22 protein-coding genes and 2 tRNA genes are annotated in these 25,193 nt (G+C 71.3%); 3 read left to right on the forward strand and 21 right to left on the reverse strand.

From position 1 onward, the window contains the following. Positions 1–332: 332 nt before the first annotated feature. From OG599_RS10890 to OG599_RS10945, 12 genes are all read right to left on the reverse strand, one after another. Positions 333–1,178 carry a DegV family protein gene (locus OG599_RS10890; RefSeq protein ID WP_327175783.1) on the reverse strand — a complete coding sequence of 282 codons (846 nt, stop codon included), beginning with the start codon at positions 1,176–1,178 and terminating at the stop codon, positions 333–335. A 162-nt stretch (positions 1,179–1,340) separates the two neighbouring features. Beyond that, positions 1,341–2,090 carry a hypothetical protein gene (locus OG599_RS10895; protein WP_327175784.1) on the reverse strand — a complete coding sequence of 250 codons (750 nt, stop codon included), beginning with the start codon at positions 2,088–2,090 and terminating at the stop codon, positions 1,341–1,343. Positions 2,091–2,346: 256 nt separating this feature from the next. Then, positions 2,347–5,220, reverse strand: coding sequence for a leucine--tRNA ligase (gene leuS / locus OG599_RS10900; protein WP_327175785.1), 2,874 nt, complete (start codon positions 5,218–5,220; stop codon positions 2,347–2,349). 444 nt (positions 5,221–5,664) lie between these two features. Next, positions 5,665–5,737: transfer RNA gene (locus OG599_RS10905), tRNA-Ala, on the reverse strand. 175 nt (positions 5,738–5,912) lie between these two features. Beyond that, a complete protein-coding gene (locus OG599_RS10910) occupies positions 5,913–6,146 on the reverse strand; it encodes a hypothetical protein (RefSeq protein WP_275494237.1) in 234 nt (77 codons plus the stop codon). A 426-nt stretch (positions 6,147–6,572) separates the two neighbouring features. Continuing rightward, positions 6,573–6,645: transfer RNA gene (locus OG599_RS10915), tRNA-Ala, on the reverse strand. Positions 6,646–6,794: 149 nt separating this feature from the next. Next, a complete protein-coding gene (locus OG599_RS10920; RefSeq protein ID WP_327179993.1) occupies positions 6,795–7,448 on the reverse strand; it encodes a histidine phosphatase family protein in 654 nt (217 codons plus the stop codon). Further along, positions 7,445–7,876, reverse strand: coding sequence for a ribosome silencing factor (rsfS, locus tag OG599_RS10925; protein ID WP_327175786.1), 432 nt, complete (start codon positions 7,874–7,876; stop codon positions 7,445–7,447). The genes OG599_RS10920 and rsfS overlap by 4 nt, the downstream gene beginning before the upstream one ends. Before the next feature lie 257 nt (positions 7,877–8,133). Continuing rightward, on the reverse strand, positions 8,134–9,948 hold the full coding sequence (locus OG599_RS10930; RefSeq protein WP_327179994.1) for an LCP family protein: 1,815 nt from the start codon (positions 9,946–9,948) through the stop codon (positions 8,134–8,136). Positions 9,949–9,970: 22 nt separating this feature from the next. Beyond that, positions 9,971–10,588: a nicotinate-nucleotide adenylyltransferase gene (gene nadD, locus OG599_RS10935; protein WP_327175787.1), complete on the reverse strand. Its 618-nt coding sequence runs from the start codon at positions 10,586–10,588 to the stop codon at positions 9,971–9,973. A 32-nt stretch (positions 10,589–10,620) separates the two neighbouring features. Further along, positions 10,621–10,782: a hypothetical protein gene (locus tag OG599_RS10940; RefSeq protein WP_327175788.1), complete on the reverse strand. Its 162-nt coding sequence runs from the start codon at positions 10,780–10,782 to the stop codon at positions 10,621–10,623. A gap of 84 nt (positions 10,783–10,866) precedes the next feature. After that, positions 10,867–11,019 carry a hypothetical protein gene (locus OG599_RS10945; RefSeq protein WP_327175789.1) on the reverse strand — a complete coding sequence of 51 codons (153 nt, stop codon included), beginning with the start codon at positions 11,017–11,019 and terminating at the stop codon, positions 10,867–10,869. A 111-nt stretch (positions 11,020–11,130) separates the two neighbouring features. Between OG599_RS10945 and OG599_RS10950 the strand changes: the two genes are divergently transcribed. Further along, positions 11,131–12,192, forward strand: coding sequence for a M48 family metallopeptidase (locus tag OG599_RS10950; RefSeq protein ID WP_327175790.1), 1,062 nt, complete (start codon positions 11,131–11,133; stop codon positions 12,190–12,192). Positions 12,193–12,234: 42 nt separating this feature from the next. Here the strand turns inward: OG599_RS10950 and OG599_RS10955 are convergent, their stop codons facing one another. The 6 genes from OG599_RS10955 to OG599_RS10980 form a co-directional block, all read right to left on the reverse strand. Beyond that, on the reverse strand, positions 12,235–13,356 hold the full coding sequence (locus OG599_RS10955) for an SCO2583 family membrane protein (RefSeq protein WP_327175791.1): 1,122 nt from the start codon (positions 13,354–13,356) through the stop codon (positions 12,235–12,237). 251 nt (positions 13,357–13,607) lie between these two features. Continuing rightward, complete coding sequence (locus OG599_RS10960) at positions 13,608–14,210, reverse strand: SCO2584 family spore wall biosynthesis protein (RefSeq protein WP_327175792.1); 603 nt, start codon at positions 14,208–14,210, stop codon at positions 13,608–13,610. 89 nt (positions 14,211–14,299) lie between these two features. After that, entirely contained in the window at positions 14,300–15,583 is a 1,284-nt protein-coding gene (locus OG599_RS10965) for a glutamate-5-semialdehyde dehydrogenase (RefSeq protein ID WP_327175793.1), read from the reverse strand. A gap of 147 nt (positions 15,584–15,730) precedes the next feature. Next, complete coding sequence (locus OG599_RS10970; protein ID WP_327175794.1) at positions 15,731–16,243, reverse strand: hypothetical protein; 513 nt, start codon at positions 16,241–16,243, stop codon at positions 15,731–15,733. A 122-nt stretch (positions 16,244–16,365) separates the two neighbouring features. Then, entirely contained in the window at positions 16,366–17,493 is a 1,128-nt protein-coding gene (gene proB / locus OG599_RS10975) for a glutamate 5-kinase (protein WP_327179995.1), read from the reverse strand. A 221-nt stretch (positions 17,494–17,714) separates the two neighbouring features. After that, positions 17,715–19,082, reverse strand: a complete 1,368-nt coding sequence (locus OG599_RS10980; protein WP_442809415.1) for an acyltransferase family protein — start codon at positions 19,080–19,082, stop codon at positions 17,715–17,717. Positions 19,083–19,301: 219 nt separating this feature from the next. On the opposite strand from OG599_RS10980, the gene OG599_RS10985 reads away from it, so the two are divergent. Together OG599_RS10985 and rfbC are read left to right on the forward strand one after the other, a co-directional pair. Beyond that, positions 19,302–21,332 (forward strand): glycosyltransferase family 2 protein, encoded by a 2,031-nt coding sequence (locus tag OG599_RS10985; protein WP_327175795.1) that lies wholly within the window; start codon positions 19,302–19,304, stop codon positions 21,330–21,332. Positions 21,333–21,425: 93 nt separating this feature from the next. After that, a complete protein-coding gene (gene rfbC, locus OG599_RS10990; RefSeq protein WP_327179997.1) occupies positions 21,426–22,025 on the forward strand; it encodes a dTDP-4-dehydrorhamnose 3,5-epimerase in 600 nt (199 codons plus the stop codon). Between the two features lie 179 nt (positions 22,026–22,204). Here rfbC and rfbD read toward each other — a convergent pair whose 3' ends face one another. The 3 genes from rfbD to OG599_RS11005 are packed head-to-tail and all read right to left on the reverse strand — an operon-like array spanning position 22,205 to position 25,139. Beyond that, positions 22,205–23,089, reverse strand: a complete 885-nt coding sequence (gene rfbD / locus OG599_RS10995) for a dTDP-4-dehydrorhamnose reductase (protein ID WP_327175796.1) — start codon at positions 23,087–23,089, stop codon at positions 22,205–22,207. After that, positions 23,086–24,072, reverse strand: a complete 987-nt coding sequence (gene rfbB, locus OG599_RS11000) for a dTDP-glucose 4,6-dehydratase (RefSeq protein WP_266704268.1) — start codon at positions 24,070–24,072, stop codon at positions 23,086–23,088. Before rfbB ends, rfbD begins: the two co-directional genes overlap by 4 nt. After that, positions 24,069–25,139 (reverse strand): glucose-1-phosphate thymidylyltransferase, encoded by a 1,071-nt coding sequence (locus OG599_RS11005; protein ID WP_327175797.1) that lies wholly within the window; start codon positions 25,137–25,139, stop codon positions 24,069–24,071. The genes rfbB and OG599_RS11005 overlap by 4 nt, the downstream gene beginning before the upstream one ends. Positions 25,140–25,193: the final 54 nt, after the last annotated feature.

The following is a 25,193-nucleotide window of genomic DNA, read 5'->3' on the forward strand; positions in this document are numbered from 1 at the left end:
CGCCGGGGACGACACCAGGGACGACACCGGAAACAGCCCCGGGGCCGGACGCGGTGTCAGCAGGCCGCGGGTGCGGGGAGTCGGGAGGGGCCGGGAGGTCGAGGACGGGAGCGGCGGAGAACGGGCGCGGAGGAGCTGATCGAAGAGCCATGCCTCAGGACGTTAGGCACTTCCGCGCAAACCCGCTGAGCAGCGCCGATTTCCGTGGACAACCGCCCAGTTGTGGACAACTCCGCCACCCGAAGGAGGGAAGACACCCCAAGGACGCGACGGGATCGACGCGTTGGGAACACCCACGCCGGCATCAGCGCGGCGAGATCACCGGACCGGACTCACCGCTCCGAGATCACCGCGCCGAGCAGCCCCGGTCCCGTGTGCGCGCCGATCACCGCACCGACCTCGCTGACGTGCAGGTCCACCAGCCCCGGCACCCGCTCCCGCAGGCGTTCCGCGAGCCGCTCGGCCCGATCCGGGGCCGCGAGGTGGTGCACCGCGATGTCCACCGCGCCCGTACCGGCCCGGTCGGCGACGATCTCCTCCAGCCGGGCGATGGCCCGGGAGGCCGTCCGTACCTTCTCCAGCAGCTCGATGCGCCCGCCGTCGAGCTGAAGCAGCGGTTTCACGGCGAGCGCGGACCCGAACAGCGCCTGGGCCGCCCCGATCCGGCCGCCCCGGCGGAGGTAGTCGAGGGTGTCCACGTAGAAGTAGGCGGAGGTGACACGTGCCCGCCGCTCCGCCGCCAGTACCGCGTCGTCCAGTCCGCCGCCCGCCTCGGTGGCCTCGGCCGCCGCCAGCGCGCAGAAGCCGAGGGCCATCGCGACCATCCCGGTGTCCACCACCCGCACCGGCACCGGGGCTTCCTTCGCGGCCAGCAGCGCGGCGTCGTACGTTCCCGAGAACTCGGCGGACAGGTGCAGCGAGACGACACCGGTCGCACCCGCTTCGGCCGCTGCCCGGTAGGTCTCGGCGAAGACCTCCGGGCTGGGGCGGGACGTGGTCACCGAACGGCGCTTCTGGAGGGCCACCGCGAGCGAACGGGACGAGATCTCCGTGCCCTCCTCCAGCGCCTGATCGCCGAGGACGACGGTCAGCGGCACCGCTGTGATGCCGTGCCGCTCCATCGTCCGGGGAGGCAGGTAGGCCGTTGAATCGGTGACGATCGCGACATGGCGGGACATGAGCCGGAGATTACCTTCCGGAGCAGGGGCGCGGCAGCCCGACCCCGGGCCGCTGATCCCTTACGGACGGTGCGGGAGGCATCTTGCCACCTGCGGGGCCGGTGCCCGGGGCCACCACCACCCACCACGTCGCACCCTGCGCGGACGCGTCCCGCACGACGCTCAGTTCGTCGTCTCCGGCCGGGCCGACTTCTGCCACGGCGGCCTGATCCGCGCGGCGGGACCGGACTCCGGCAGCTCGCGCGAGGCATCCTGCCCCGCCCCCGGCGCGGCCGCCCCGAACCCCTGGGACGCGGCGGAACCACCACGGGACGTACCGGAGCCGTGCGCGTGCGGCGTCCGGGGAGCCGGAGCCGGCGGCTCCTCGCCCGTCGTCCAGTGCCGCAGCGCCCCGGCCTCCACGTCGATCTGCGCGTTGAGGGTGTCCAGGTCGTCGTCGGCGAACCGCCTGGCCCGGTCACGGGCCGCCCAGCGGAGCGAGTCGGCGGACTTCGTGATGCGGTCCGTGCGCTCCCGCAGCCCGGGCATCAGGGTCGCCACCGTCGCGCGGTCGGGCTCCCGCTCCAGCCGCTTCAGCTCGTCGTCCAGCTCCCGGCCGTGCACGCTGAGCCGCTGGAAGAGCCCCAGGGACTCCGACAGCGAGGCGTCCTCGGCAACCCCGGCCCCCAGCGTCTCCTGGGTCGCGCGCATCGCGGTGCGCAGGGAGAGCCGCAGCTGCGCCAGCTCACCGGTGACCCCGGGCTGGCCGTAGCTCTTCGCCCGCAGCGTGGTCTCCTCCACCGTCCGCCGGGCCTGGGTGAGTGTCCGGTCGACGCCTCGCTTGGCGGCCTTGACGGCCTTCACCCCGGCGTACACGCCGAGGCCCACGAACGCGACGAAGAGCAACGCCAGGATCAAGAACAGGGTCTCCATGAACGCCCCTCGGCAGTCGGCGGTCGGTCGGATCGGGATGCGGATCGGAAAGCCGGCGGTGAGTGCTCCGGCGGCCACCCGGTGACGGCCGCCCTCTCCACCGTAAACGCAACGGGCAGGCCGAGGGTTCCGTCGGAACCCTCGGCCTGCCCGTAGGGGAAAGCCCTGGCAGCCGTGTGCCCGGTGGCCCGGGGCCCCGGGAGGCGCCTCATGACGAGCTGCCTACCCAGGTCCCCGGCGCCTCACGCGGAAACGATCACGCGGAGACGATGTTGACCAGCTTCGGGGCCCGCACGATCACCTTGCGGATCTCGGCCCCGCCCAGGGCGGCGACCACGGCCGGGTCGGCCAGTGCCAGCGCCTCCAGCTCCGCGTCCGTGATGGACGGGGAGATCTCCAGGCGGGCCTTGACCTTGCCCTTGATCTGGACGACGCAGGTGACGGTCTCGTCCACGACGTACGCCGGGTCGGCCACCGGGAAGTCCTGGTGCACGACCGACTCGGTGTGGCCCAGTCGGCGCCACAGCTCCTCGGCGACGTGCGGGGCCAGCGGGGCGACCAGCAGGACCAGGCTCTCGGCCACCGAGCGGGACAGCGGGCCGCCCGTCTTGGTCAGGTGGTTGTTCAGCTCGGTCACCTTGGCGATGGCCGTGTTGAAACGCATTCCGGCCATGTCCTGGGCGACGCCGTCGATCGCCTTGTGCAGCGCGCGCAGCGTGTCCTCGCCGGGCTCCGTGTCCACGACGGTGACCTCGCCGGTCTCCTCGTCGACGACGTTGCGCCACAGCCGCTGCAGCAGGCGGTACTGGCCGACCACGGCGCGGGTGTCCCACGGACGCGAGACGTCCAGCGGGCCCATCGCCATCTCGTACAGGCGCAGGGTGTCCGCGCCGTACTCGGCGCAGATCTCGTCCGGCGTGACGGCGTTCTTCAGGGACTTGCCCATCTTGCCCAGGACGCGGCTGACCTTCTCGCCCTGGAAGAAGAACTGTCCGTCGCGCTCCTCGACCTCGGCGGCCGGCACCGGGATGCCACGGGCGTCGCGGTAGACGAACGCCTGGATCATGCCCTGGTTGTACAGCTTGTGGAACGGCTCGGCGGAGGAGACGTGGCCCAGGTCGTGCAGCACCTTGGACCAGAAACGCGCGTACAGCAGGTGCAGCACGGCGTGCTCGGCGCCGCCGACGTACAGGTCGACACCGCCGGTCGGCTGCCCCTCGCGCGGGCCCATCCAGTACTGCTCGATCGCCGGGTCGACCAGCGCCTGCTCGTTGTTCGGGTCCAGGTAGCGCAGCTCGTACCAGCAGGAACCGGCCCAGTTCGGCATGGTGTTGGTCTCGCGCCGGTACGTGCGCGGGCCGTTGCCGTCGCCCAGGTCCAGGGTGACGTTGACCCAGTCGGCGTTCCGCGACAGCGGGGGCTCCGGCTTGGTGTCCGCGTCGTCCGGGTCGAAGGTGCGCGGCGAGTAGTCCTCGACCTCCGGCAGCTCCAGGGGCAGCATCGACTCGGGCAGGGGGTGGGCGATGCCGTCCTCGTCGTAGACGATCGGGAAGGGCTCGCCCCAGTAGCGCTGGCGGCTGAACAGCCAGTCGCGCAGCCGGAAGTTCACGGTGCCCTCACCGACGCCGTGCTCCCGCAGCCACTCGGTGATCTTCGCCTTGGCGTCCACGACGCCCAGGCCGTCGAGCGAGATCTCGTCGTTCGAGGAGTTGACCAGCTTCGCCTCGTACGACGAGAAGGCGTCGTCCCAGGTGGCGGGGTCGGTGCCGCGGTCGTCCGAGGGCTCGACGACGCAGCGCATCGGCAGCTCGAAGGCGCGCGCGAAGGCGAAGTCGCGGGTGTCGTGCGCCGGGACGGCCATGATCGCGCCGGTCCCGTAGCCCATCAGGACGTAGTCGGCGATGAAGACGGGGACCTGGTCGCCGCTGACCGGGTTGGTCGCGTACGCGCCGGTGAAGACGCCGGTCTTGTCCTTGGCCTCGGCCTGGCGCTCGACGTCCGACTTGGCCGCTGCCTGCTTGCGGTACGCGTTGACGGCCTCGGCGGGCGTGGCGTGGCCGCCGGTCCAGACCGGGTGGGTGCCCTCGGGCCAGGCGGCCGGGATGATCCGCTCGACCAGCTCGTGCTCGGGCGCCAGGACCATGTAGGTGGCGCCGAACAGGGTGTCCTGGCGGGTGGTGAAGACGGTGATCGCACCGGCGCCGTCGACGGGGAAGTCGACGCGCGCGCCCTCGGAGCGGCCGATCCAGTTGCGCTGCTGCAGCTTGATGGCTTCCGGCCAGTCCAGGCCGTCCAGGTCGTCCAGCAGACGGTCGGCGTAAGCGGTGATGCGCATGTTCCACTGGCGCAGCTTGGACTTGAAGACCGGGAAGTTCCCGCGCTCGGAGCGTCCGTCGGCGGTCACCTCCTCGTTGGCCAGGACGGTGCCCAGGCCCGGCGACCAGTTGACGGGGGCGTCGGAGGCGTACGCCAGGCGGTACTCGCTCAGCAGGTCGGCGCGCTCGACGGCGGACAGGTCCTGCCAGGAACGGCCGTCCGGCGTGGACCGCTCACCGCTCTCGAACTGGGCGACCAGCTCGGCGATCGGGCGGGCCTTGTCGGCGTCCGTGTCGTACCAGGAGTTGAAGATCTGCAGGAAGATCCACTGGGTCCACTTGTAGTAGTCCGCGTCGATCGTGGCGAAGGAGCGGCGCTTGTCGTGGCCCAGGCCCAGCCGGCGCAGCTGGGCCCGCATGTTCTCCATGTTCGCTTCGGTGGAGATCCGCGGGTGCGTGCCGGTCTGCACCGCGTACTGCTCGGCGGGCAGGCCGAAGGCGTCGAAGCCCAGGGTGTGCAGGACGTTGTGGCCGGACATCCGCTGGTGGCGGGCGTACACGTCGGTGGCGATGTACCCCAGCGGGTGGCCGACGTGCAGACCCGCGCCCGAGGGGTACGGGAACATGTCCATGATGAACTTCTTGGGCCTGGCGGCCAGCTCCGGGTCGCCCGCCAGGTCGCCGGTCGGGTTGGGCGCCTCGTACGTGCCCTCGGCGTCCCAGAAGTCCTGCCAGCGTGCCTCGATGTCGGCGGCCATCGCCGCCGTGTAGCGGTGCGGCGCAGCAGCCTCGGCTGCGGAATTCGTCTCGCTCATGATCCTCAAAGCTCCATCGATCGTCATCTGCCGGCGCCCACGTCGAAGGACGCGCGTCTACGGAAACGAAAAATCCCCTCGCACAGGAGGGGACGCCGCGCCGAGTCCGACCAGGCGTTCTCACCGGTCGGTAGTGATCAGCGCGGCTCGCTAAGCAGAAGGCGTACGGCACGCATGGCGTCAGGGTACCGCACAGGGCCGGAGCCTCACCGGGAGCGGCCACCTGCTGGACGGCCGGAGGCGGCCCGGCGGGACGACCTGCGGGCGGGGCGACGAGCGGCCGGCGAGCGGGGGCGGCCGCAGGAAGCGCGAGAAGGCCACGAAGCCCGGCGACGAGGACCGGCGAAGTCCGCGAGGAGCGACGGGGAGCCGCGGCGAACAACGGAGAACGGCGGACAACGAAAAGGCGGGCCATCCGATTCGGATGACCCGCCTTCTTCGCTGTGGAGCTAAGGAGAATTGAACTCCTGACCTCCTGCATGCCATGCAGGCGCTCTACCAACTGAGCTATAGCCCCTTGTTTCGCTTGCCGTTCCGGTTTCCCTTGGCGACATCGAGAACATTACACGGCCTCCCCGGTACTCCCCAAATCCATTCCGACCCGGTCCGCTATGCCCGATTCGCACCGGCCTCGCGGCCCCACCGCGACTCCACGGCCCCTACCTCCGGGCCCCTGCCGCCGGGCCCTGCCGTCAGGCCGTGGCGAAGGAGTAGAACCGCTTGAGGGTGCAGTGCTCCTCCAGGAGCCGCCCGTAGATGGGCTCCCCCTCCAGCTCGCGGTACGTCTCGATGGGGTCGCCTTTTATGATCAGCGCCCGCGCGCACTCTTCGCACCAGTACTGGTAGTCCGCGTTGATCGGATCCATGTCCCTGACGATGGGCGTACCACTGCCACACCAGTCGCATTTCCGCCTGTGCGCACCCATGCAGTCAGCTCCAGCTGTGGCCGCTGGCCGTACGTGCGCACCTGATCCCGCCGCCCTCCGGTGTCTGGACCACCTGGGAGAAGCCGCGGGACGGGCCGCCGGGACCGGACCTGTGTTCGGGAATCACGGTAACTACGGGACGGGCGGACGGAGCTGGGGCATCGGACGCACAAGACTGACCGGGGACCCGCACGCGGCTCGCAGGCATCGCGCTCCCTCCCGATCGGTCCGTCGCCCCCTCCGGCGCTCCGATTCTGCCATGACACCGCAAGAGGGGAAGCCCGCCGAACCGGGCCCGAGGAGCGACACTGACGCTACGTCAGCCCGAGCGCCCGGCCCCACGACGGGTGAAGACGCAGGCGACCGCCACCCACGGACCGGCAAACACAGAAGATCCCGCCCCCAAGGGGACGGGATCTTCATCTGTGGAGCTAAGGAGAATTGAACTCCTGACCTCCTGCATGCCATGCAGGCGCTCTACCAACTGAGCTATAGCCCCGCTGTTCGCTGTCCTTCTCCGCGTCTTCACCGTTTCCGGTGTTTTCCGCGCTGCGAACAAGAAGAACTCTAGCCTGTGACCAGCCGGAAAGTGAAATCCGGCCGGTGCCGCCCTCCCCGAGGTGCCCTCCGGGGTGGTCGGGCGGCCCCTCAGGTGTCGTCGCCGAGCACCGGTTCGGGCAGGGTGCCTGCGTTGTGCTCCAGCAGGCGCCAGCCGCGCGCACCCTCGCCCAGCACCGACCAGCAGCAGTTGCTGAGTCCGCCGAGGCCCTCCCAGTGGTGGGCCTCCAGTCCGAGCAGCCGGCCGATCGTCGTCCGGATGGTGCCGCCGTGGCTGACCACGACGAGCGTGCCACCGTCCGGCAGCCGGTCGGCGTGGTCCAGGACGACCGGAGCGGCCCGGTCGGCCACCTCGGTCTCCAGCTCGCCGCCACCCCGGCGTACGGGCTCGCCGCGCTTCCACGCGGCGTACTGCTCGCCGTACCGGCCGATGATCTCCTCGTGCGTGAGCCCCTGCCACTCGCCGGCGTAGGTCTCGCGCAGGCCGGCGTCGTGGGTGACCGTGAGGCCTGTCACGGCGGACAGCTCGGCGGCCGTGGCCGCCGCGCGCCGCAGATCGGAGGCGACGACGGCGTCGGGCTTCAGGGACGCCAGGAGGCGGGCCGCCCGGCGGGCCTGCCCGACTCCGGTGTCGGTCAACTCGATGTCGGTGGTGCCCTGGAAGCGCCGCTCCAGGTTCCACGCCGTCTGACCGTGCCGCCAGAGGACTACTCGGCGGCCCCGGCCGCTGCCGCTGCCGTTCAGCTCGCGTCACCTTCCGTGGTGCCGTTGAGCCGGGCGTGCTCCTCGGCCTTGCCCCGGGTCTTCAGCGCGTCCTCGGGGAGCGCGATCTCGGGGCAGTCCTTCCACAGGCGCTCCAGCGCGTAGAAGACGCGCTCCTCGCTGTGCTGGACGTGGATGACGATGTCGACGTAGTCGAGCAGGATCCAGCGGGCGTCGCGGTCGCCCTCGCGGCGCACCGGCTTGGCGCCGAGCTCCTTCAGGAGCCGCTCCTCGATCTCGTCGACGATCGACTTGACCTGGCGGTCGTTGGGGGCCGAGGCCAGCAGGAAGGCGTCGGTGATCGACAGGACGTCACTGACGTCGTAGGCGATGATGTCGTGCGCGAGCCGGTCGGCCGCTGCCTGGGCGGCGGCGGTGATGAGCTCGATGGAGCGGTCCGTGGCGGTCACATGCAGGCTTTCGTCGGCGGTCGGGGCAGTCCCTGGAAGCTGTTCCGTCGTCCCTGGCGGATCGGCACGCGGACGGAGCGGCGGGGTTCCGTCGCCGTCGTCGCGTGCCCGCCAGAAATCGCGGGACTGTTCTTTAGGGTCTCACGGACCGCCGACAGCGCCGACTGGGAATTCCCCCGGTACGCCGCAGGGGCCCCGCGCCACCTCGGCGCGGGGCCCCTGCGGGCCGGTCGACGGGTTCTGGCCCGCATGGCGGGTCAGGGCTTCTTGAACACGTAGTCCTGGCCGAGCACCACGGAGACGTCCGCGTTCGCGGCGGCCTCCCCCTTGGTCACGACGGTCTCGGGCAGGCCGAGCGTCTTGGCCACCTCCACCGCCTTGTCCTTGTCGTCGGCGGTGCCGTAGACGACCTGGGAGGTGGACCGGCTGTCCGTCTTTCCGGCGTCGACGAAGGAGTAGCCGCCGTTCACCAGCACGACCCGCGCCGCGTCGAGGGCGTCGGTGTCCCCGTAGGCGTTCTTCACGCCGACCCGGACCGCGGCGTCCTTGTCCGGGGCACGTACGGCTCCGCCCAGGACGTCCTTCACCACGCTCTTGGTCGCCGCGTCGCTCAGGGTGCCGTCGTCCTGCACCGGCAGGACCTCGGTGGTGTAGTCCCCCACCTTGGCGTGGCCCGCGAGCTTGGCGAGCGAGGCGCCGAGGTCGGCCTCGGGGAGCGAGGGGTCGAGGATCTGGGCGAGCGTCTGCACGGTGATCGTCGCCGCCTCGGGGTCCTCGGACATCTTGCGCAGCACTCCGCGCAGCACCTGCCCGAATCGCGTCAGCTGCTTCGCCTCCGGCTCCCCCTTGGCCCGGTACGTGGCGTACGCCACGGCCATCGTGCCGCTCAGAGTCTGTGCCTCGCCCTTGTGGACCAGGGGCGAGGCGCCCTTCTTGGTGTCGGGGACGTCGGTGTCGGTGTCGACCTCGATGTTGCCGACCAGTTCGACGAGGTTCTCCAGGTACGGGGTGTCCAGCCGCCAGGTGCCGCTGATCTTCGTACCGAGGAGGGTGTCGATCGCCTCGCGGGTCCCGGTGCTGCCGTCGTCCTCCACCGACTCGCCGAGCGTGGTGGTGGTGCCGTCGTCGTTGGCGACCGCGAGGGAGTTGGGCAGCAGGACGGTGGTGCCCTTCTTGGTGGTGACGTTGTCCACCAGCAACGCGGTGGACGTGCCGCCGCCCTTGGTGTTGTGCAGGTGGACGACGATGACGTCGCGCTGCTGCGGGCCACCCGCGGTGGCGGTCTTGCCGTCCTCGCCGGAGGAGCCGGGAAGCTTGCCGGCCGACCAGAGGTAGCCCACCCCAGCGACGACGACGAGCACCACGACGACGATCAGCCCGATCAGCCGGTTGCGGCCCTTGCGCCGGGCTTCCTCACGCCGCTCGCTGCGGCTCTCGGTGAACGCCAGCCAGTCGATGACGTCCTCGGAGTCCTCGTCCGGCTCCTCGATGAAGGAGAACTGCCCGGTGCGGTAGTCCTGGGACGAGCGGCGCTGCTCCGGAACCCCGGGCTCCTGGCCGACGGGCCCCTGATCCCCGGTCCGGGCCCCGGGATCCGGCTGCGGCGCGTGCGCCGGGGCGGCGGCCTGGGGCGCGGTCCGGGGAGCGGCCTGCGGGGCCATCGTGTTCTGCTGCGGGACGTTCCACTGCTGGGCCGTCGCGTCGACCACCACGGGCTGCTGCCCGGTGTCGTAGCCGTAGCCCCCGCCGTATCCGTACCCCTGCTCGCCGCCCTGCGGCTGCTGCGGCTGCTGCGGCTGGCCGGTGTACGGGTCGTAGAGCTGCTGCGGCTGCTGCTGGGCGTACGGGTCGTAGCCGTACCCCGCCTGCCGGCCCTGCTGCCGGCCCGCCTGCTCGCCCTGCTGCTGACTCTGTGTCGGCTGACCGTAGGTGTACGGGTCCTGCGGGGAGGCGTACGGGTCGTAGCCCTGCTGCTCGGGCTGCTGCTGGTACACCGGCTGCCCGTACGCGTCGTAGCCGATGATCTGCGGCTGTTGTCCGTACGGGTCGTACGGGTTCTGTCGGTCGTTCACCACCGGTGCCCCTCTCCGTGGCTCATTCGCCTCGGTACAGCTGCCGTTTGTCGATGTAACGGACCACACCGTCGGGCACCAGATACCAGACCGGATCGCCCTGCGCGACCCTCCACCGGCAGTCCGTCGACGAGATGGCCAGGGCGGGGACCTCCACCAGGGAGACGCCGCCTGCGGGCAGTCCCGCGTCGGTGAGCACATGGCCCGGCCGGGTCACGCCGATGAAATGGGAGAGCGAGAAGAGCTCCTCGGCGTTCCGCCAGGTGAGGATCTGGGACAACGCGTCGGCGCCGGTGATGAAGAAGAGGTCCGCGTCCCCGTGAGTCTCCCGCAGGTCCCGCAGGGTGTCGATCGTGTACGTCGGTCCCCCGCGGTCGATGTCGCTGCGGCTCACCGAGAACTGCGGGTTCGACGCCGTGGCGATGACCGTCATCAGATAGCGGTCCTCGGCCGGCGAGACCTCTTTGTGGCTCTTCTGCCACGGCTGCCCGGTCGGCACGAACACGACCTCGTCCAGGTGGAACTGGGCGGCCACTTCACTGGCCGCCACCAGGTGTCCATGATGGATCGGGTCGAACGTCCCGCCCATGACGCCGATTCGGCGCTTGCCGCGGCCGGTAGGCACTTCCTGCTCTCCCATGCGTGCAGACCCTACTGGCACGGCGTCACCGCTCAGCGGTCGCGGTTGAAACGGGTGGTGACGAACAGCAGGAGCAGCAGGGCGATGAAGGCGCCGCCGCCGGTCACGTACGGGTTGAGGCTTTCGTGGTTGCCGCCCTCTCCGCCTTCGGAGGCGAGAAGGACCAGCTGGTGGGCGGTGCTCGTGAGGCTCATCTTCGGCAGGACCTATTCGTCGGGAGTCGGAAGGAAGACGTCGGGCACATCGTATGCGGGTCCGTCGGGCACGCTCACGGCGACTCAGTCGTTGGAGTCGTTGTTGCGGTACCCGCGCAGCAGGAGCCAGGCCATCAGGGCCGCCCCGACGAGCGAGACGAGCAACACGATGCGCACCGTGTTGCCGGGTCCCTGGTCGTCCGCGGCGGCGGCAAGCAGTGCGACGGTGTGCGGCATTCCGGGTGCTCCTCTTGGTTGTCCACAGCCCCCCGCACACCGTAGCGCCAGCACCTAGGCTGACCGGTGTCAGGGGGACGGGCGGCGTCCCACAGCGACCAGGGGGATCAGATGACCGGCGACACCCGTACGAACGAACCCAGCAGGCGGCGCAGGCGGTTCCCGGGAATCTCCTCCCGGGCGTACGAGCACCCTACGGACCGCTCGGCGCTGGTGGCGCTGCGCAAACTCTCCGGGTTCGACACCGTCTTCAAGGCGCTCAGCGGTCTGCTGCCCGAGCGGAGCCTGCGGCTTCTCTACCTCTCCGACTCCGTGCGGGTGGGCGAGGAGCAGTTCACCCATCTGCACACCATGCTCCGTGACGCCTGCTACATCCTGGACCTGGAGAAGGTCCCCGCGATGTACGTCACGCAGAACCCCCAGCCCAACGCGATGTGCATCGGGCTCGACGAGCCGATCATCGTGGTGACCACCGGTCTGGTGGAGCTGCTGGACGAGGAGGAGATGCGGGCCGTCGTGGGCCACGAGGTGGGGCACGCCCTCTCCGGCCACTCCGTCTACCGCACGGTGCTGCTCTTCCTGACGGGCCTCGCGGTGAAGGTGGCCTGGATACCGCTGGGCAACGTGGCGGTGCTGGCCATCGTGACGGCGCTGCGCGAGTGGTTCCGCAAGTCGGAGCTCTCGGCCGACCGGGCCGGGCTGCTGGTGGGCCAGGACCTCCGGGCCTCCATGCGGGGCCTGATGAAGACAGCCGGCGGCAATCACCTCCACGAGATGAACGTCGACGCCTTCCTCGCCCAGGCCGAGGAGTACGAGAAGGCGGGCGATCTGCGCGACTCCGTGCTCAAGATCCTCAATGTGCTGCCCCGTTCGCACCCCTTCACCACCGTGCGGGCGGCGGAGCTGAAGAGCTGGTCGGAGACCCGGGACTACCAGCGCATCATGGACGGCCACTACCCGCGCCGCGAGGAGGACAAGGACACCTCGGTGACGGACTCCTTCCGCGAGTCCGCCGCGCACTACGCCGACACGGTCCGCACCAGCAAGGACCCGCTGATGAAGCTCGTCGGCGACGTCGCGGAAGGCGCCGGGGACCTGGGCGGCAAGCTCCGGGACCGGTTCACCGGCGGCGCCCGGGGCGGCGCACCGGACCCGGCCGCCGGTACGGAGTAGGGCCCGCACTACGTGGGCCCCGGCGTTACGTGGGCCCCGGCGTTACGTGAGCCGCGGCCCCGGGTACGCCGGGGCCCGGAGGGCCGGCGGGGCCTGGCCGAGCGGAGGGCTGATCTCCAGCGTTCCGCAGAGCCCGCCGGAGGGGGTCCCGGTCGCGTACGGATCGGTCCCCCCGGGTCCGGCGGGGTCGGCGCGCTCCCCGGCGAGCAGCGGGCGCAGCGCCGGGGCGGTCCCCGAGGAGCAGGACTCCGGTCCCGCCTGTACGTACGCGGTGCGCAGTTCCAGTCGGTGCAGCCTCAGGTCGTCCCGGTCGAAGCGGAAGTGCAGCAGCCGGTGCACGGTGAACAGGGAGGCGCCGTCCGCCTGCTGGGGGCCGTTGACAACCGGGCGCACGGCGTAGGTGAAGGTGTGGTCCGCGACCACCTCCAGCCGGCTCGCGTCCGTCTCGGAGTAGGCGAGGGTCCCGAAGACCCGGATCGCGGGGTCGGCGAGTTCGGCGTGGGCCGGGTCGAAGCGCACCAGCCAGCCGGCCGCCGGATGCCTGCCGTCCCCGGCCGGGCCTTCCATGCTCAGGTCGAACTCGGCGGCCTGGTCGGGGTCGAGCAGGGCCTTGACCGTCCCGGTCTCCTGTCCGTCGAGGACGTCGGGGTTGAGCGAGGACTCCACCAGGAAGTCCTTGGCGGTGGCCAGGGCCGCCATGACCTGGCTGACCGAGAAGTTGTCGGTCCGCCGGACCGCCGGCAGGTTGATCCCGGCCGCCCCGACGCGGAAGTGCGCGGCCGGGCCGTGCTCGATGAGCGAGCCGGGGGTCCCGCCCGGTACGGCTCCGCGCGGGGCGAGCGGTACGACGGTGGCCTGGAGCGGTTCCGCCCGGCCGGGCAGGGGCGGGGGCAGCGGCTGGCGGAAGCCGATGTACACGGCGGTGGCGAAGGCCAGTGCGACGAGCACCACCATCGTGGTGGCGAGGCCGGGGCTCTTGTGCGAGGAGCGCCGGGGCAGGGAGCGGACGGCGCGGGCGTGCTCGCCCATGCGTTCCTGGGCGGAGAACTCCTGGAGTCGGGCAGCCCGGACGAAGGACTCGTCGAAGACGAGCGAGCGGTATTCGTCCTCGCCGTCGGCGGGGCTCTCGGGCTGCTCTTCCGGTGGATCTCCGCGGCCTGCCATGACTTCTCCCGATCTCCACACCACCGGCCGAGGTCGGTGCGCAACGGTCTGCCCGGCCAGGCGGCCGAGGGCAGCGAGAAGCCCCCTCCCGAAGAGGGGTCACACAGTGAGAGTAGGTCGAATGCCCCTCGCGTAAACGCGGTGGCCGTGGACAACCGCACAGTTCCCACGACTGGGCGCTACGGGGCGACACGGCCGGACGGGTGACACGGCACGCGCTCCGGGCGCGGGAACCACGGTCGAGGGCCCGCTCAGGGTGTGTGCGGGACGGCGGCGGCCGGGGCGTGCCGGCCCACCGGCGCGGACGGCAGCAGGTCCGCCGGGCCGGCCGGGTCCGCAGTGGTGTCCACGCCGCTGGTGGCGGGCGGGACGTGGTCCTGGCTGTCGGCCGAGGTGCCGCGGTAGACGGCGCTGAAGGCGAGCGCGACCATCCCGATCCCCATCACCAGCGCCAGGAGCCAGGCGACCGGCCTGTGCCAGCGCGCGGAGGGCCGGTAGGGGCGCAGCGAGCCCCCGTGAGGGCCGTACGGGCCTCTGCCGATGCCGTGGCCGGGGTCGTAGTCGAGGTCGTCGGGGTCGAGCGCACCGCCGCGCCCGCCCGCGTGTCCGGGGCCGTAGTGGTCGTACGGGTCGCCGTCGCGGGCGGCGCCCGCCGAACGCGACCGGGCGGCCTCGGCCTCCGCGCGCGCCTCTGCGGCGGCGACCAGCCGCTCCACAGCGGTGGGTTCGTGGATCCTCGCGGCCCGTACGAAGTCCTCGTCGAAGACCACGGTGGCGAAGTCCTCGTCCGCGCCCCCGCGGTCGTCGTCGGGCTCCGAGCCGTCCGGGAACGGCCTGCCCCCCGCGTCGTCCACGGAATCAGCGTAGCCGTGCGGGGGCGGTCCGGTCAGGGAGACGGGGGAAGTCTCCCCGACCGGGCGACCGGGCGACCGGTTCCGGCCGGCTACCGGGTGTGGCCGTCGCCGGTGACGATGTACTTCGTCGAGGTCAGCTCCGGCAGCCCCATCGGGCCCCGGGCGTGCAGCTTCTGCGTGGAGATGCCGATCTCCGCGCCGAATCCGAACTGGCCGCCGTCGGTGAAGCGGGTGGAGGCGTTGACGGCGACCGTCGTCGCATCGACCAGCTGGGTGAACCGGCGCGCGGCGGCCTGGGAGGTGGTGACGATCGCCTCGGTGTGGCCGGAGGACCAGAGGCGGATGTGCGCCACGGCGGCGTCCAGCGAGTCCACCACGGCGGCGGCGATGTCGTAGGAGAGGTACTCCGTCTCCCAGTCCTCCGGGGTGGCCGGAACGACGGTCGCCTTGGACCCCTCGGCGTACGTCAGGACGCGCTCGTCGCCGTGCACGGTGACCCCGGCCTCGGCCAGCGCGTCCAGCGCCAGGGGCAGGAACTGGTCGGCGACGTCCCGGTGGACGAGGAGGGTCTCGGCGGAGTTGCAGACGCTGGGGCGCTGCGCCTTCGAGTTGACCAGGATGTCGACGGCCATGGCCAGGTCGGTGTGCGCGTCCACGTACACGTGGCAGTTGCCGGTGCCGGTCTCGATGACGGGGACGGTGGACTCCTCCACGACCCGGCGGATGAGCCCGGCGCCGCCGCGCGGGATGAGGACGTCGACGAGGCCCCGGGCCCGCATGAGTTCGCGGACGGAGTCGTGGGTCTCGCCGGGGACCAGCTGCACCGCGTCGGCCGGGAGTCCGGCGCCGCCGACCGCGTCGCGCAGCACGCGGACGAGGGCGGTGTTGGAGGCGTACGCGGACGAAGAGCCGCGCAGCAGTACGGCGTTGCCGGACTTGAGGCAGAGGACGGCGGCGTCGACGGTGACGTTGGGGCGGGCCTCGTAGATGATGCCGACCACGCCGAGCGGCACCCGGACCTGACGCAGGTCGATGCCGTTGGGGAGGGTGGAGCCGCGCACGACCTCGCCGACCGGGTCGGGCAGGGAGGCGACCTGGCGCACGTCGGCGGCGATGGCGCGGATGCGCTCGGACGTCAACGTGAGCCGGTCGACGACCGATTCGGCGGTGCCAGCGGCCCGGGCGCGGTCGACGTCCTCGGCGTTGGCCGCGATGATTTCGCCCGCGCGCACCTCCAGCGCGTCGGCCACGGCGAGCAGTGCGTCGTCCTTGGCTGCGCGCGGGAGCGGCGCGATGTCGGCGGCGGCAGCGCGCGCCCGGTAGGCGGCCTGCGCGACCGGGGACATGTTGTCGTACGGGGTGAGCGTGGTCATGCCCGCAGGGTAGTGCGCGGCCTCGGCTCGTCCGGCCCGTATTTCGTGATGCGAGACGCCCCGAGACCACCGGGGGGCGGCGGGAGCGGGCCGGACGCGCGCTCCCGCCCCGGGGGCCGGTGGACGCGCTCCCGCCTCCGGGGTCGGTCAGTAGGGGTGCACGCCGACGGGTGCGGCGGGCGGCGGGCCGTACCCCTCGGCGACGCGCTGGTGGTAGGTCTCCCGGTCGATGACTTCGAGGCCGACGATCTCCCAGGGCGGCAGCTGGGCGGTGGAGCGGTGCTCGCCCCAGAGCCTCAGGGCGACGGCCGCCGCGTCGTGCAGGTCCCGGGCCTCTTCCCAGTACCGGATCTCCGCGTGGTCGTTCGCGTACCGGCTGGTCAGCAGGAAGGGGTGGTCGTGTGCCAGTTGTTCCAGGCCGCGTCTGACCTCCCCCAGCGGTGTCTCGGTCCCGGACACGCAGAGCGTGATGTGCCACAGCCGGGACTGTGTGGCCTCCCCCTTCGCGGCTACCGGGTCGTGGCCGGTGGTGCGGTCCTCGGCCCGGTCGGACGTGCGGTCGGCGGGCGGACTCCGGTCGAAGCCGGTTCCCGCTCCCACGCTGGTCAGTGCGCGGGTGCCCGTTCCTCGGGGCGGCGCCCCCGGGCGCGCTCGTCTCACCGGCGGCCTCCTGTGGATGTGTTGCTGTGCTGTTCCCCTGCGAACCCCCGCTACAAAGTTGACCAGCCCGAGGGCGGGCGTGGGGCGGTTTTGGTGAAGGTCTCCGTCAGGAGTGCGGAGTTTCAGCCGATTCGGGGCGTCGAGGGGGGCATGAGAACGACGAGGTCGTCCCTGTGTACGACCTCGCGTTCGTAGGCGGGTCCGAGTTCGCGGGCGAGGTCGTGGGTGGAGCGGCCGAGCAGCTGGGGGATCTCCCTGGCGTCGAAGTTGACGAGGCCGCGTGCGACCGCCCGTCCTTCGGGGTCGCGGAGTTCGACGGGGTCTCCGGCCGTGAAGTCGCCGTCCACGGCGCAGATGCCCGCGGGCAGCAGGGAGGTGCGGCGTTCGACGACGGCCCGCACGGCCCCTTCGTCGAGGACGAGCGCGCCCTGCGGGGCGGAGGCGTGGGCGAGCCAGAGGAGGCGGTCGGCGGAGCGGCGGCCGGTGGGGTGGAAATAGGTCCCGGTGTCCCGTCCGGCGAGGGCGTCGGCGGCGTGCCAGGCGGAGGTGAGGACGACGGGGATGCCGGCGGCGCTGGCGATCCGGGCCGCCTCCACCTTGGTGACCATGCCGCCGGTGCCGACGCCGGCCTTGCCCGCGCTGCCGATCGTGACCCCGGCCAGGTCCTGTGGGCCGGTGATCTCGGCGATCCGCGAGGTGCCCGGCGTGCTGGGGTCGCCGTCGTACACCCCGTCCACGTCGGAGAGGAGGACGAGCAGGTCGGCGTGGACGAGGTGGGCGACGAGGGCGGCGAGGCGGTCGTTGTCGCCGAAGCGGATCTCGTCCGTGGCGACGGTGTCGTTCTCGTTGACGACGGGCAGGGCGCCCATCTCCAGGAGCTGGTCGAGGGTGCGGTAGGCGTTGCGGTAGTGGGCGCGACGGCTGGTGTCGTCGGTCGTCAGCAGGACTTGGCCGACGCGTACGCCGTAGCGGGCGAAGGAGGCGGTGTAGCGGGCCACCAGCAGGCCCTGGCCGACGCTGGCGGCCGCCTGCTGGCGGGCCAGGTCCTTCGGTCTGCGGTGCAGGCCCAGCGGGGCGAGCCCGGCGGCGATGGCGCCGCTGGAGACGAGGACGATCTCCCGCTCACCGCCGCTGCGGACCTTGGCGAGGACGTCCACGAGGGCGTCGACCCGGTCGGCGTCGAGTCCGCCCACCGCGGTGGTGAGCGAGGAGGAGCCCACCTTGACGACGATCCTGCGGGCCTCGGTCACCTGTTGTCTTGCCACTGTCTCCGCTACCGATGTCACAGGGGCGAATGTATGCCAGTCCGGGCGCCGGGCGCACCGCTGTTCCGCCTCCTGGACACGGAGTGGTAACGGCGGTCCCGGGGCTGCGGGCGGGCGGCGCACGGGAACGCCCCGGCCGCGGCGGGCGCTGTCGGTCGACGGCGTCCGCGGGTGGCCGGGGCGTTCCGGTGAGGGTGTGCGGGGCGTCAGCCGCCCGTGCGGCTGCCGCTGTCCGCGAGCGTCCGGCCCTGGCCGGACTCGTCGACCGATTCTTCCGTCTCCCCGGGGGGAGCGGGCTGGGCGGCCACGGGGGCGGTGCGGACGGCCGGCTTGCGGCCGATGTCCTTGAGCCGCATCGCGGGCTTCTCGATCAGGTGCCAGGAGAGCGCCGCGACCGCCAGCGTGCCGCCGAGCGACATCGCGAGGTAGGGCCAGAATCCCCAGCGCGCGAAGCCGACGGCGGTCAGCGACTGCTGGACGGCGAACCCGTAGATGTAGACGCCGTACGAGAGGTCGTTGCGGGCCCCGATGCGGCGGAACGGCCCGGGGAGCCGGATCGCGAGCCAGAGGAGCAGGTAGGCGAAGGCGGGGATGCCGACGACGAAGAGGTACCCGTAGTGGATGCTCCCGAGGAGCAGGACGACCGAGAGGATGCCCAGCGGGTCGCTGACCGGGATGCGCTCCCGGTACATCTCGATCACGGCGCCGATGGCGAACGCGAAACCGAGGTAGATGAGGATGTCGGGGTCGAACTTGCCCATCACGGGGAAGATCTCGAAGCTCGTGGCGTACGACGAGTCGGAGAATCCGGCCCAGTGCGGGGTGGCCAGGGCCGGGTTGATCACGAAGAAGCCGAGGACCACGGCCACCAGGAGCACGACGCGGCGGGCGCGGGCGAGCACGCCGGTCAGGGCGAGCAGGGCGACGCCGAAGTAGCAGAGCACCTCGTAGCGCAGCGACCAGAGCGCGGCGTCGATGCTGGGGCTGTGCGCCAGGCCGGAGCCGGCGGAGTGGGCGATGACCCCGGAGACGTCGTTCTGGCGGGGGGCGATGGCCCAGTTCGACTCCATGTAGTCGAGCGGCCCCCTGGAGTGGCCCCAGAAACCGTCCAGGCTTCCCTGCTGGCGCCAGTAGAGGAAGGGGGCGATGACGAAGGCGGTCACGGCGAGGCAGACCCAGAGGCCGGGCAGCAGGCGCAGGGCGCGGTGCCAGAGGTAGCGGCCCAGCGGGAGCCGGTTGCCGCTGCGGGTCACGAGAATGCCCGAGAGGACGAAGAAGCCGTAGACGGAGAGCTTGCCGAGGTCGGTCTGCCCGTGGCTGAACCAGTGACCGAACTCCTTGTCCCCGAATCCCAGCACGCTGGCGTGCGAGACGACGACGGCGGAGGCCAGACACAGCCGGATGAATCCGAGACTGTTGTTCCGGCCTTTGAAGCAGTCGGCGACCGATCCCTGGGACCATGTGATCCGGCCGACCGCAATACGCGTACGAGTGATGACTGCACCTCTAACCGAAGAAGCGGCGAACCGGCTTCCCGACCGGCACGCGAGGTGTGCGCGAGAGCAACGCCGCAAGAGCGCAAGGCCGTTGTTGCGTACCCCACTTGGCCGCGCGGGAGGGCCTGCCCGACCCCACACCTCTGGTGCACCGTACATGACATCGCGCCGGGACCGAACTGTTCGATGCGCCACAACCGCTATGGTGCTTCCGGGCGGCGACCCTCGCCCTCAATCGGTCTCCGATCCCGACACCGCCTTCGCGTTCAGGGTTCCCACTAGAGATGGGACACAGTTGTGTCAGTCAAAGTCAGCGTCATCATTCCGGTGTACAACCCGGGAAAGTACATCGATCCCGCCATCGACTCGTTGCTGCGCCAGACCCTGCCCGCGAGCGAATTCGAAGTGCTGTTCGTCAATGACGGCTCGACCGATGACACACGCGAGCGCCTCGAAAAGCTGGCCACCGAGCACCCGCACTTCCGGGTGATCACCATCCCCAATTCGGGGTGGCCTGGCAAGCCTCGCAATATCGGCGTGGCGGAGGCCAAGGGCGAATACGTACAGTTCCTCGACCAGGACGACTACCTGGCATCCGAGGCTCTGCTGCGTCTCTACAACATGGGGCACCGCAACGGCTCCGACATCGTCATCGGTAAGGTGGCCAGCAACTTCCGCGGCGTCCCGCACGGCGTCTTCAAGGTCAACCGGGAGAAGTGCACGCTGCGTGACGCGCCGCTCTACGACTCCCTGACGCCGCACAAGATGTTCCGGACGGAATTCCTCCGCGAGAACTCGATCGCCTATCCCGAGGGCAAGCGCCGCCTCGAGGACCAGCTCTACATGATGCAGGCGTACTTCCCGGCGAAGGTCGTCTCCATCCTCGGGAACTACACCTGCTACTACTACTCGCGGCGCGACGACGGCCAGAACGCGGGCTCCGCGAAGCTCATCCCCTCGGGCTATTACGGAAACCTCCGCGAGGTCCTCGACGTCGTCGTGGAGAACACCGAGCCGGGCGAATTCCGCGACCTTCTGCTGCGCCGTTTCTACCGTGTGGAGATGTTGTCGCGCCTCAGTGAACCCGCCGTGCAGAAGTACGCGCCGGACTACCGCGACGAGATGATCGACGCCGTCCAGCCCCTGGCACGCGACTTCATGCACGACGGCGTGCACGACGGGCTCGGCCCGATCCAGCGGCTCCGCTCCACCCTGCTGCGCAACGACGACCGCGAGGGGCTGGTCCGCATCGCCCGGCTCGCCGGCTCCATCAAGGCGGCCGCCCGCCTGGAGAAGTTCGAGTGGCAGCCGGACGGCCGCATCCGGCTCGACATCACCGGCCGGCTCGTGCACGGCGACGACCAGGCGCCCGTCACCCTGGTGCGCCGCGACGGCCGCCTCCACCTGCACCCCGACCTCACGGCGGGCCTGCTGCCGGCCGGAGAGCTGCTGGACGTCGAGGACGACCTCGACGGCTACATGGCGGAGATCTCGCTGCGCAACCGCGAGACCGCCGTCGAGTGGCCCTGCCCCGCCAAGTTCACCTCGGAGGTCAAGGAGACCTCCGGCGGCGTCTTCGAGGTCGTGCTGACCGGCCACGGCCACGTCACCTCGGAGGGCGTCAAGAACCGCGGGCGCGTCTCGCGCGGATTCTGGGACATCTGGGTGCCGCTGCGTGGCCTCGGCGTGGTCCGCAAGGCCCGGCTCGGCGCCGACCGCGCCCCCGGGGTGGACGCGGACTGCCTGCCCGCCTCGCTGGGCTCGCCCGCCCGCGCGGTGATCCCTTACTTCACCGACCCGCACGGCAACCTCACGCTGGACGTGGCCCGCCGCGCCAAGAAACTGGCCGTGTACCTGGAGGGCCGCCCGGTCCTGCGCACCCCCGGCAGCAAGACGGAACTGCGCCTGGACATCGTCACCACGACCGCCACGGCGGCCTCCAAGGCCGAACTGGTGCTGACCGCCGCCGGCGGCACCGACCGGGTGCTCCCGACGACGCTCCGCCCCGTCCAGGGCCGCGCCCACGTGTCGGTGCCCGCCAGGGCCGCGGACGTGCCGCCGGGCGAGTGGAAGCTCTCGGTCCGGCTGGACGGCGCCAAGAGCGCCGCCGTGCCGCTCGCCGACGTACGGGTGGAGCGGGGCGGGAAGATCGTCCTCGCGTCGGACCTGCCCGAGGTGAGCCCCGCCATGCTGAGCGCGATGGCCTCCGCCCGCCGCAAGGCGACCGTGCGCAGCGCGCTGCGGAGCGTGGGCGGGCCGATCGTCCGCCGACTGCCCGCCAAGGCCCGCAAGAAGGCGCGCGGCCTCGCCGCGAAGGTGGCCGGCTGACCCGTCGGCCGTCCGGTACCGGACGGCCGGGGCACAGCCCGGCCGGAGAACCAGAAGTACACGAGAAGCGAAAAGAACAGGAACGTGAATCAGATGCGGCAGCTCGACATCGCCGGAGCCTGGGTCCAGGAGCCCAAGGTCTTCCCCGACAGCCGGGGAAGCTTCCACGAGTGGTTCAAGGCCGCCGACTTCACCGAGGCGGCCGGCCACGGGCTCCAGCTCGCCCAGGCCAACTGCTCGGTGTCGAGCCGGGGCACCCTGCGCGGCATCCACTTCGCCGACGTCCCGCCGAGCCAGGCCAAGTACGTCAAGTGCGTGCGCGGCGCGGTGCTGGACGTGATCGTGGACATCCGGGTCGGCTCCCCCACGTACAAGCAGTGGGAGGCCGTCCGCCTCGACGACGTGGACCACCACGCGGTGTACCTCTCCGAGGGCCTCGGCCACGCCTTCATGGCGCTGACCGACGACGCCACCGTGGTCTACCTCTGCTCCGAGGGGTACGCCCCCGGCCGCGAGCACGGGATCAACCCGCTCGACCCGGAGCTGGGCATCGAGTGGCCCGAGGGCATCACCCCGCTGCTCTCCGACAAGGACGCCGCCGCCCCCACGCTGGCCGAGGCCGAGGCGCAGGGGCTGCTGCCCTCCTACGAGGACTGCCAGGCCTACTACGAGCAGCTGCGCGCCCGGGGCTGACCCGGCGACAAGCCCGTACGAGAACGCCCGGCCGGGGTCACCGGCCGGGCGTTCGGCGTTCCCGGGCGGCGGACCGGAAGGAGAGCCGGGCCGGGCAGGGAGCCGGGCCGGGAACACCGACGGCCGGCTCCCCGCCCGGGTGGGCGGGGAGCCGGCCGTGGTGACGGCGCGTCGGGCGGTCAGCCGCGCTCGGCGGCGACGAGGGCGTCGAACGCCTCCGTCAGCGCCTCGTGCCAGTCGCGGAGCGGTGCGATCCCGGCGGCGGCCCAGCGGTCGTGTCCGAGCACGCTGTACGCCGGGCGGGGAGCGGGCCGGACGAAGGCCTCGCTGGTGGTCGGGCGGACCCGCTCGGGGTCCGCGCCCAGCAGCCGGAAGATCTCCCGGGTGAAGCCGAACCAGGTCGTCTCGCCGCCGCTGGTGCCGTGGTAGACACCCGCCGGGGCGTCGCCCGCGAGGGCGGCCCGGCCGAGGGCGACCAGACGGTCCGCCAGGTCGACGGTCCAGGTCGGCTGGCCCCGCTGGTCGTCGACGACGTCCAGGGTCTCCTTGATGCCTTCCAGCTTGATCATCGTGCGGACGAAGTTGCCGCCGCCCGCTCCGTACAGCCAGGCCGTACGGACCACGTAGCCGGTCTCCGGGAGGGTCTCCAGCACCGCGCGCTCGCCGGCGAGCTTGGTCCGCCCGTAGGCGCTGCGCGGGGCGGTGGCCTCGTCCTCGGCGTACGGCTTGTCGGCGTCGCCGGCGAAGACGTAGTCCGTGGAGACCTGGAGCAGCACGGCGCCGTTCTCACGGCACGCCTCGGCGAGGACCGCCGGGCCCGTGCCGTTGACGCGCAGCGCGGCCTCCTCCTGGCTCTCCGCGTCGTCCACGGCGGTCCAGGCGGCGCAGTTGACGACGACCGCGGGGCGGTGCTCCGCGAACGCGGCGGCGACGGCGGCCGGGTCGGCGACGTCGAGCGCCGCACGGTCGGCGGCGACGGCGTCGACGCCCTCCGCGGCCAGCTTCGCCAGGACGTCGCGGCCCAGCATGCCGCCGGCTCCGGTCACCAGCCAGACGGGGCTCACAGGGCGGCCCGGTCCTTCAGCGGCTCCCACCAGGCGCGGTTGTCGCGGTACCACTGCACGGTCTCGGCGAGGCCCTGCTTGAAGTCCTTGCGCGGGACGTAGCCGAGCTCCTCGCGGATCTTGGTGCAGTCCACGGAGTAGCGGCGGTCGTGGCCCTTGCGGTCCTCGACGTAGGTGACGCTGGTCTCCCAGTCGGCGCCGCAGGCTTCCAGCAGCAGGCCGGTGAGCTCCTTGTTGGAGAGCTCGGTGCCGCCGCCGATGTTGTAGACCTCGCCGGCGCGGCCCTTCGTGCGGACCAGCTCGATGCCCTGGACGTGGTCGTCGATGTGCAGCCAGTCGCGGACGTTGGCGCCGTCGCCGTAGAGCGGGACGGTCTTGCCGTCGAGCAGGTTGGTGACGAAGAGCGGGATGACCTTCTCGGGGAAGTGGTGGTGCCCGTAGTTGTTGGAGCAGCGGGTCACCCGCACGTCGAGGCCGTGGGTGCGGTGGTAGGAGAGCGCGATGAGGTCGCTGGACGCCTTCGCCGAGGAGTACGGCGAGTTGGGCTCCAGCGGGTGCGTCTCGGGCCAGGAGCCCTCGTCGATCGAGCCGTAGACCTCGTCGGTGGAGATGTGCACGAAGGTCTTGATCCCGGCCAGGTGCGCGGCGTGGATCAGGGTGTGGGTGCCCACGACGTTCGTACGGACGAACTCGGCGCCCCCGTCGATGGAGCGGTCCACGTGCGACTCGGCGGCGAAGTGCACCACCTGGTCGTGGTCGGCCATGAGCTTGCCGACGAGTTCCGCGTCGCAGATGTCGCCCTGGACGAAGGAGAAGCCCGGGTGGTCGCGGACCTCGTCGAGGTTGGCGGGGTTGCCCGCGTAGGTGAGCTTGTCCAGCACCGTGACGGTGATGTCGCCGGGGCCCTGGGGGCCGAGGACGGTACGGACGTAGTGCGAGCCGATGAAGCCGGCTCCGCCGGTCACCAGGATGTTGGTCGTCATGAGGAGATCTGCACCTTGCTGTGGTCGCCGAGGACGAGTCGGTGGGCGGACGGGTTGCGGGGCGCCGGGGTGACCTCGACGTCGCGGCCGATGAGCGACGCCTCCACGCGGCGGACACCGGTGATGGAGGCTCCCCGGAGCACGATGGAGTACTCGATCTCGCTGTCCTCGATCCGGCAGCCCTCGGAGACCGAGGTGAAGGGACCGACGTACGCGTCGCTGATGACCGAACCGGCTCCGATGATCGCGGGACCGACGATGCGGCTGCCGGTGACCTTCGCGCCGGGCTCGATCCGCACGCGGCCGATGATCTCGCTGTGCTCGTCCACCTCCGCGCCGTCGGTGGCCGGCTCGACGGTCTCCAGGACGGACCGGTTGACCTCCAGCATGTCGGTGACGTTGCCGGTGTCCTTCCAGTAGCCGGAGATGGTGGTGGAGCGGACGTTGCGCTGCTGGTCGATCAGCCACTGGATGGCGTGGGTGATCTCCAGCTCGCCGCGCCAGGACGGCTCGATCGAGCGGACGGCCTCGTGGATCGCCGGGGTGAAGAGGTAGACGCCGACGAGGGCCAGGTCGCTCTTGGGCTTCTTCGGCTTCTCCTCCAGCGCGACGACGCGGCCCTCGGAGTCCAGCTCGGCGACGCCGAAGGAGGTCGGGTTGGGCACCCGGGTCAGCAGGATCTGCGCGTCGGGGCGGTCTCCGCGGAAGCCCTCGACGAGGCCGGTGATGCCGCCCACGATGAAGTTGTCGCCGAGGTACATCACGAAGTCGTCGTCGCCCAGGAAGTCGCGGGCGATGAGCACCGCGTGCGCCAGGCCGAGCGGCTGGTCCTGCGGAATGTAGGTGACCTCGATGCCGAGCGCGGAGCCGTCGCCGACCGCTTCACGGATCTCGGCGGCGGTGTCGCCCACGATGATGCCGACCTCGGTGATACCGGCGTCGGCGATCGCTTCGAGCCCGTAGAAAAGCACCGGCTTGTTGGCGACCGGTACCAATTGCTTCGCGGACGTGTGGGTGATCGGGCGCAGGCGGGTGCCCGCCCCGCCGGAGAGTACGAGTGCCTTCACGTGTGCTGTCCCCAAGCTGCGTGGTCGGTGGCCGGAAGCCGGATGGCAGGCGTT

It is taken from the genome of Streptomyces sp. NBC_01335 (assembly GCF_035953295.1).
Lineage (GTDB): Bacteria > Actinomycetota > Actinomycetes > Streptomycetales > Streptomycetaceae > Streptomyces.

Bases quoted from the DNA above. Each gene is read 5' to 3' on its own strand.
- OG599_RS10890 (WP_327175783.1), bottom strand. From the start codon at position 1,178: ATGTCCCGCCATGTCGCGATCGTCACCGATTCAACGGCCTACCTGCCT.
- OG599_RS10895 (WP_327175784.1), bottom strand. From the start codon at position 2,090: ATGGAGACCCTGTTCTTGATCCTGGCGTTGCTCTTCGTCGCGTTCGTG.
- leuS (WP_327175785.1), bottom strand. From the start codon at position 5,220: ATGAGCGAGACGAATTCCGCAGCCGAGGCTGCTGCGCCGCACCGCTAC.
- OG599_RS10910 (WP_275494237.1), bottom strand. From the start codon at position 6,146: ATGGGTGCGCACAGGCGGAAATGCGACTGGTGTGGCAGTGGTACGCCC.
- nadD (WP_327175787.1), bottom strand. From the start codon at position 10,588: ATGGGAGAGCAGGAAGTGCCTACCGGCCGCGGCAAGCGCCGAATCGGC.
- OG599_RS10940 (WP_327175788.1), bottom strand. From the start codon at position 10,782: ATGAGCCTCACGAGCACCGCCCACCAGCTGGTCCTTCTCGCCTCCGAA.
- OG599_RS10945 (WP_327175789.1), bottom strand. From the start codon at position 11,019: ATGCCGCACACCGTCGCACTGCTTGCCGCCGCCGCGGACGACCAGGGA.
- OG599_RS10950 (WP_327175790.1), top strand. From the start codon at position 11,131: ATGACCGGCGACACCCGTACGAACGAACCCAGCAGGCGGCGCAGGCGG.
- OG599_RS10955 (WP_327175791.1), bottom strand. From the start codon at position 13,356: ATGGCAGGCCGCGGAGATCCACCGGAAGAGCAGCCCGAGAGCCCCGCC.
- OG599_RS10965 (WP_327175793.1), bottom strand. From the start codon at position 15,583: ATGACCACGCTCACCCCGTACGACAACATGTCCCCGGTCGCGCAGGCC.
- rfbC (WP_327179997.1), top strand. From the start codon at position 21,426: ATGCGGCAGCTCGACATCGCCGGAGCCTGGGTCCAGGAGCCCAAGGTC.
- rfbB (WP_266704268.1), bottom strand. From the start codon at position 24,072: ATGACGACCAACATCCTGGTGACCGGCGGAGCCGGCTTCATCGGCTCG.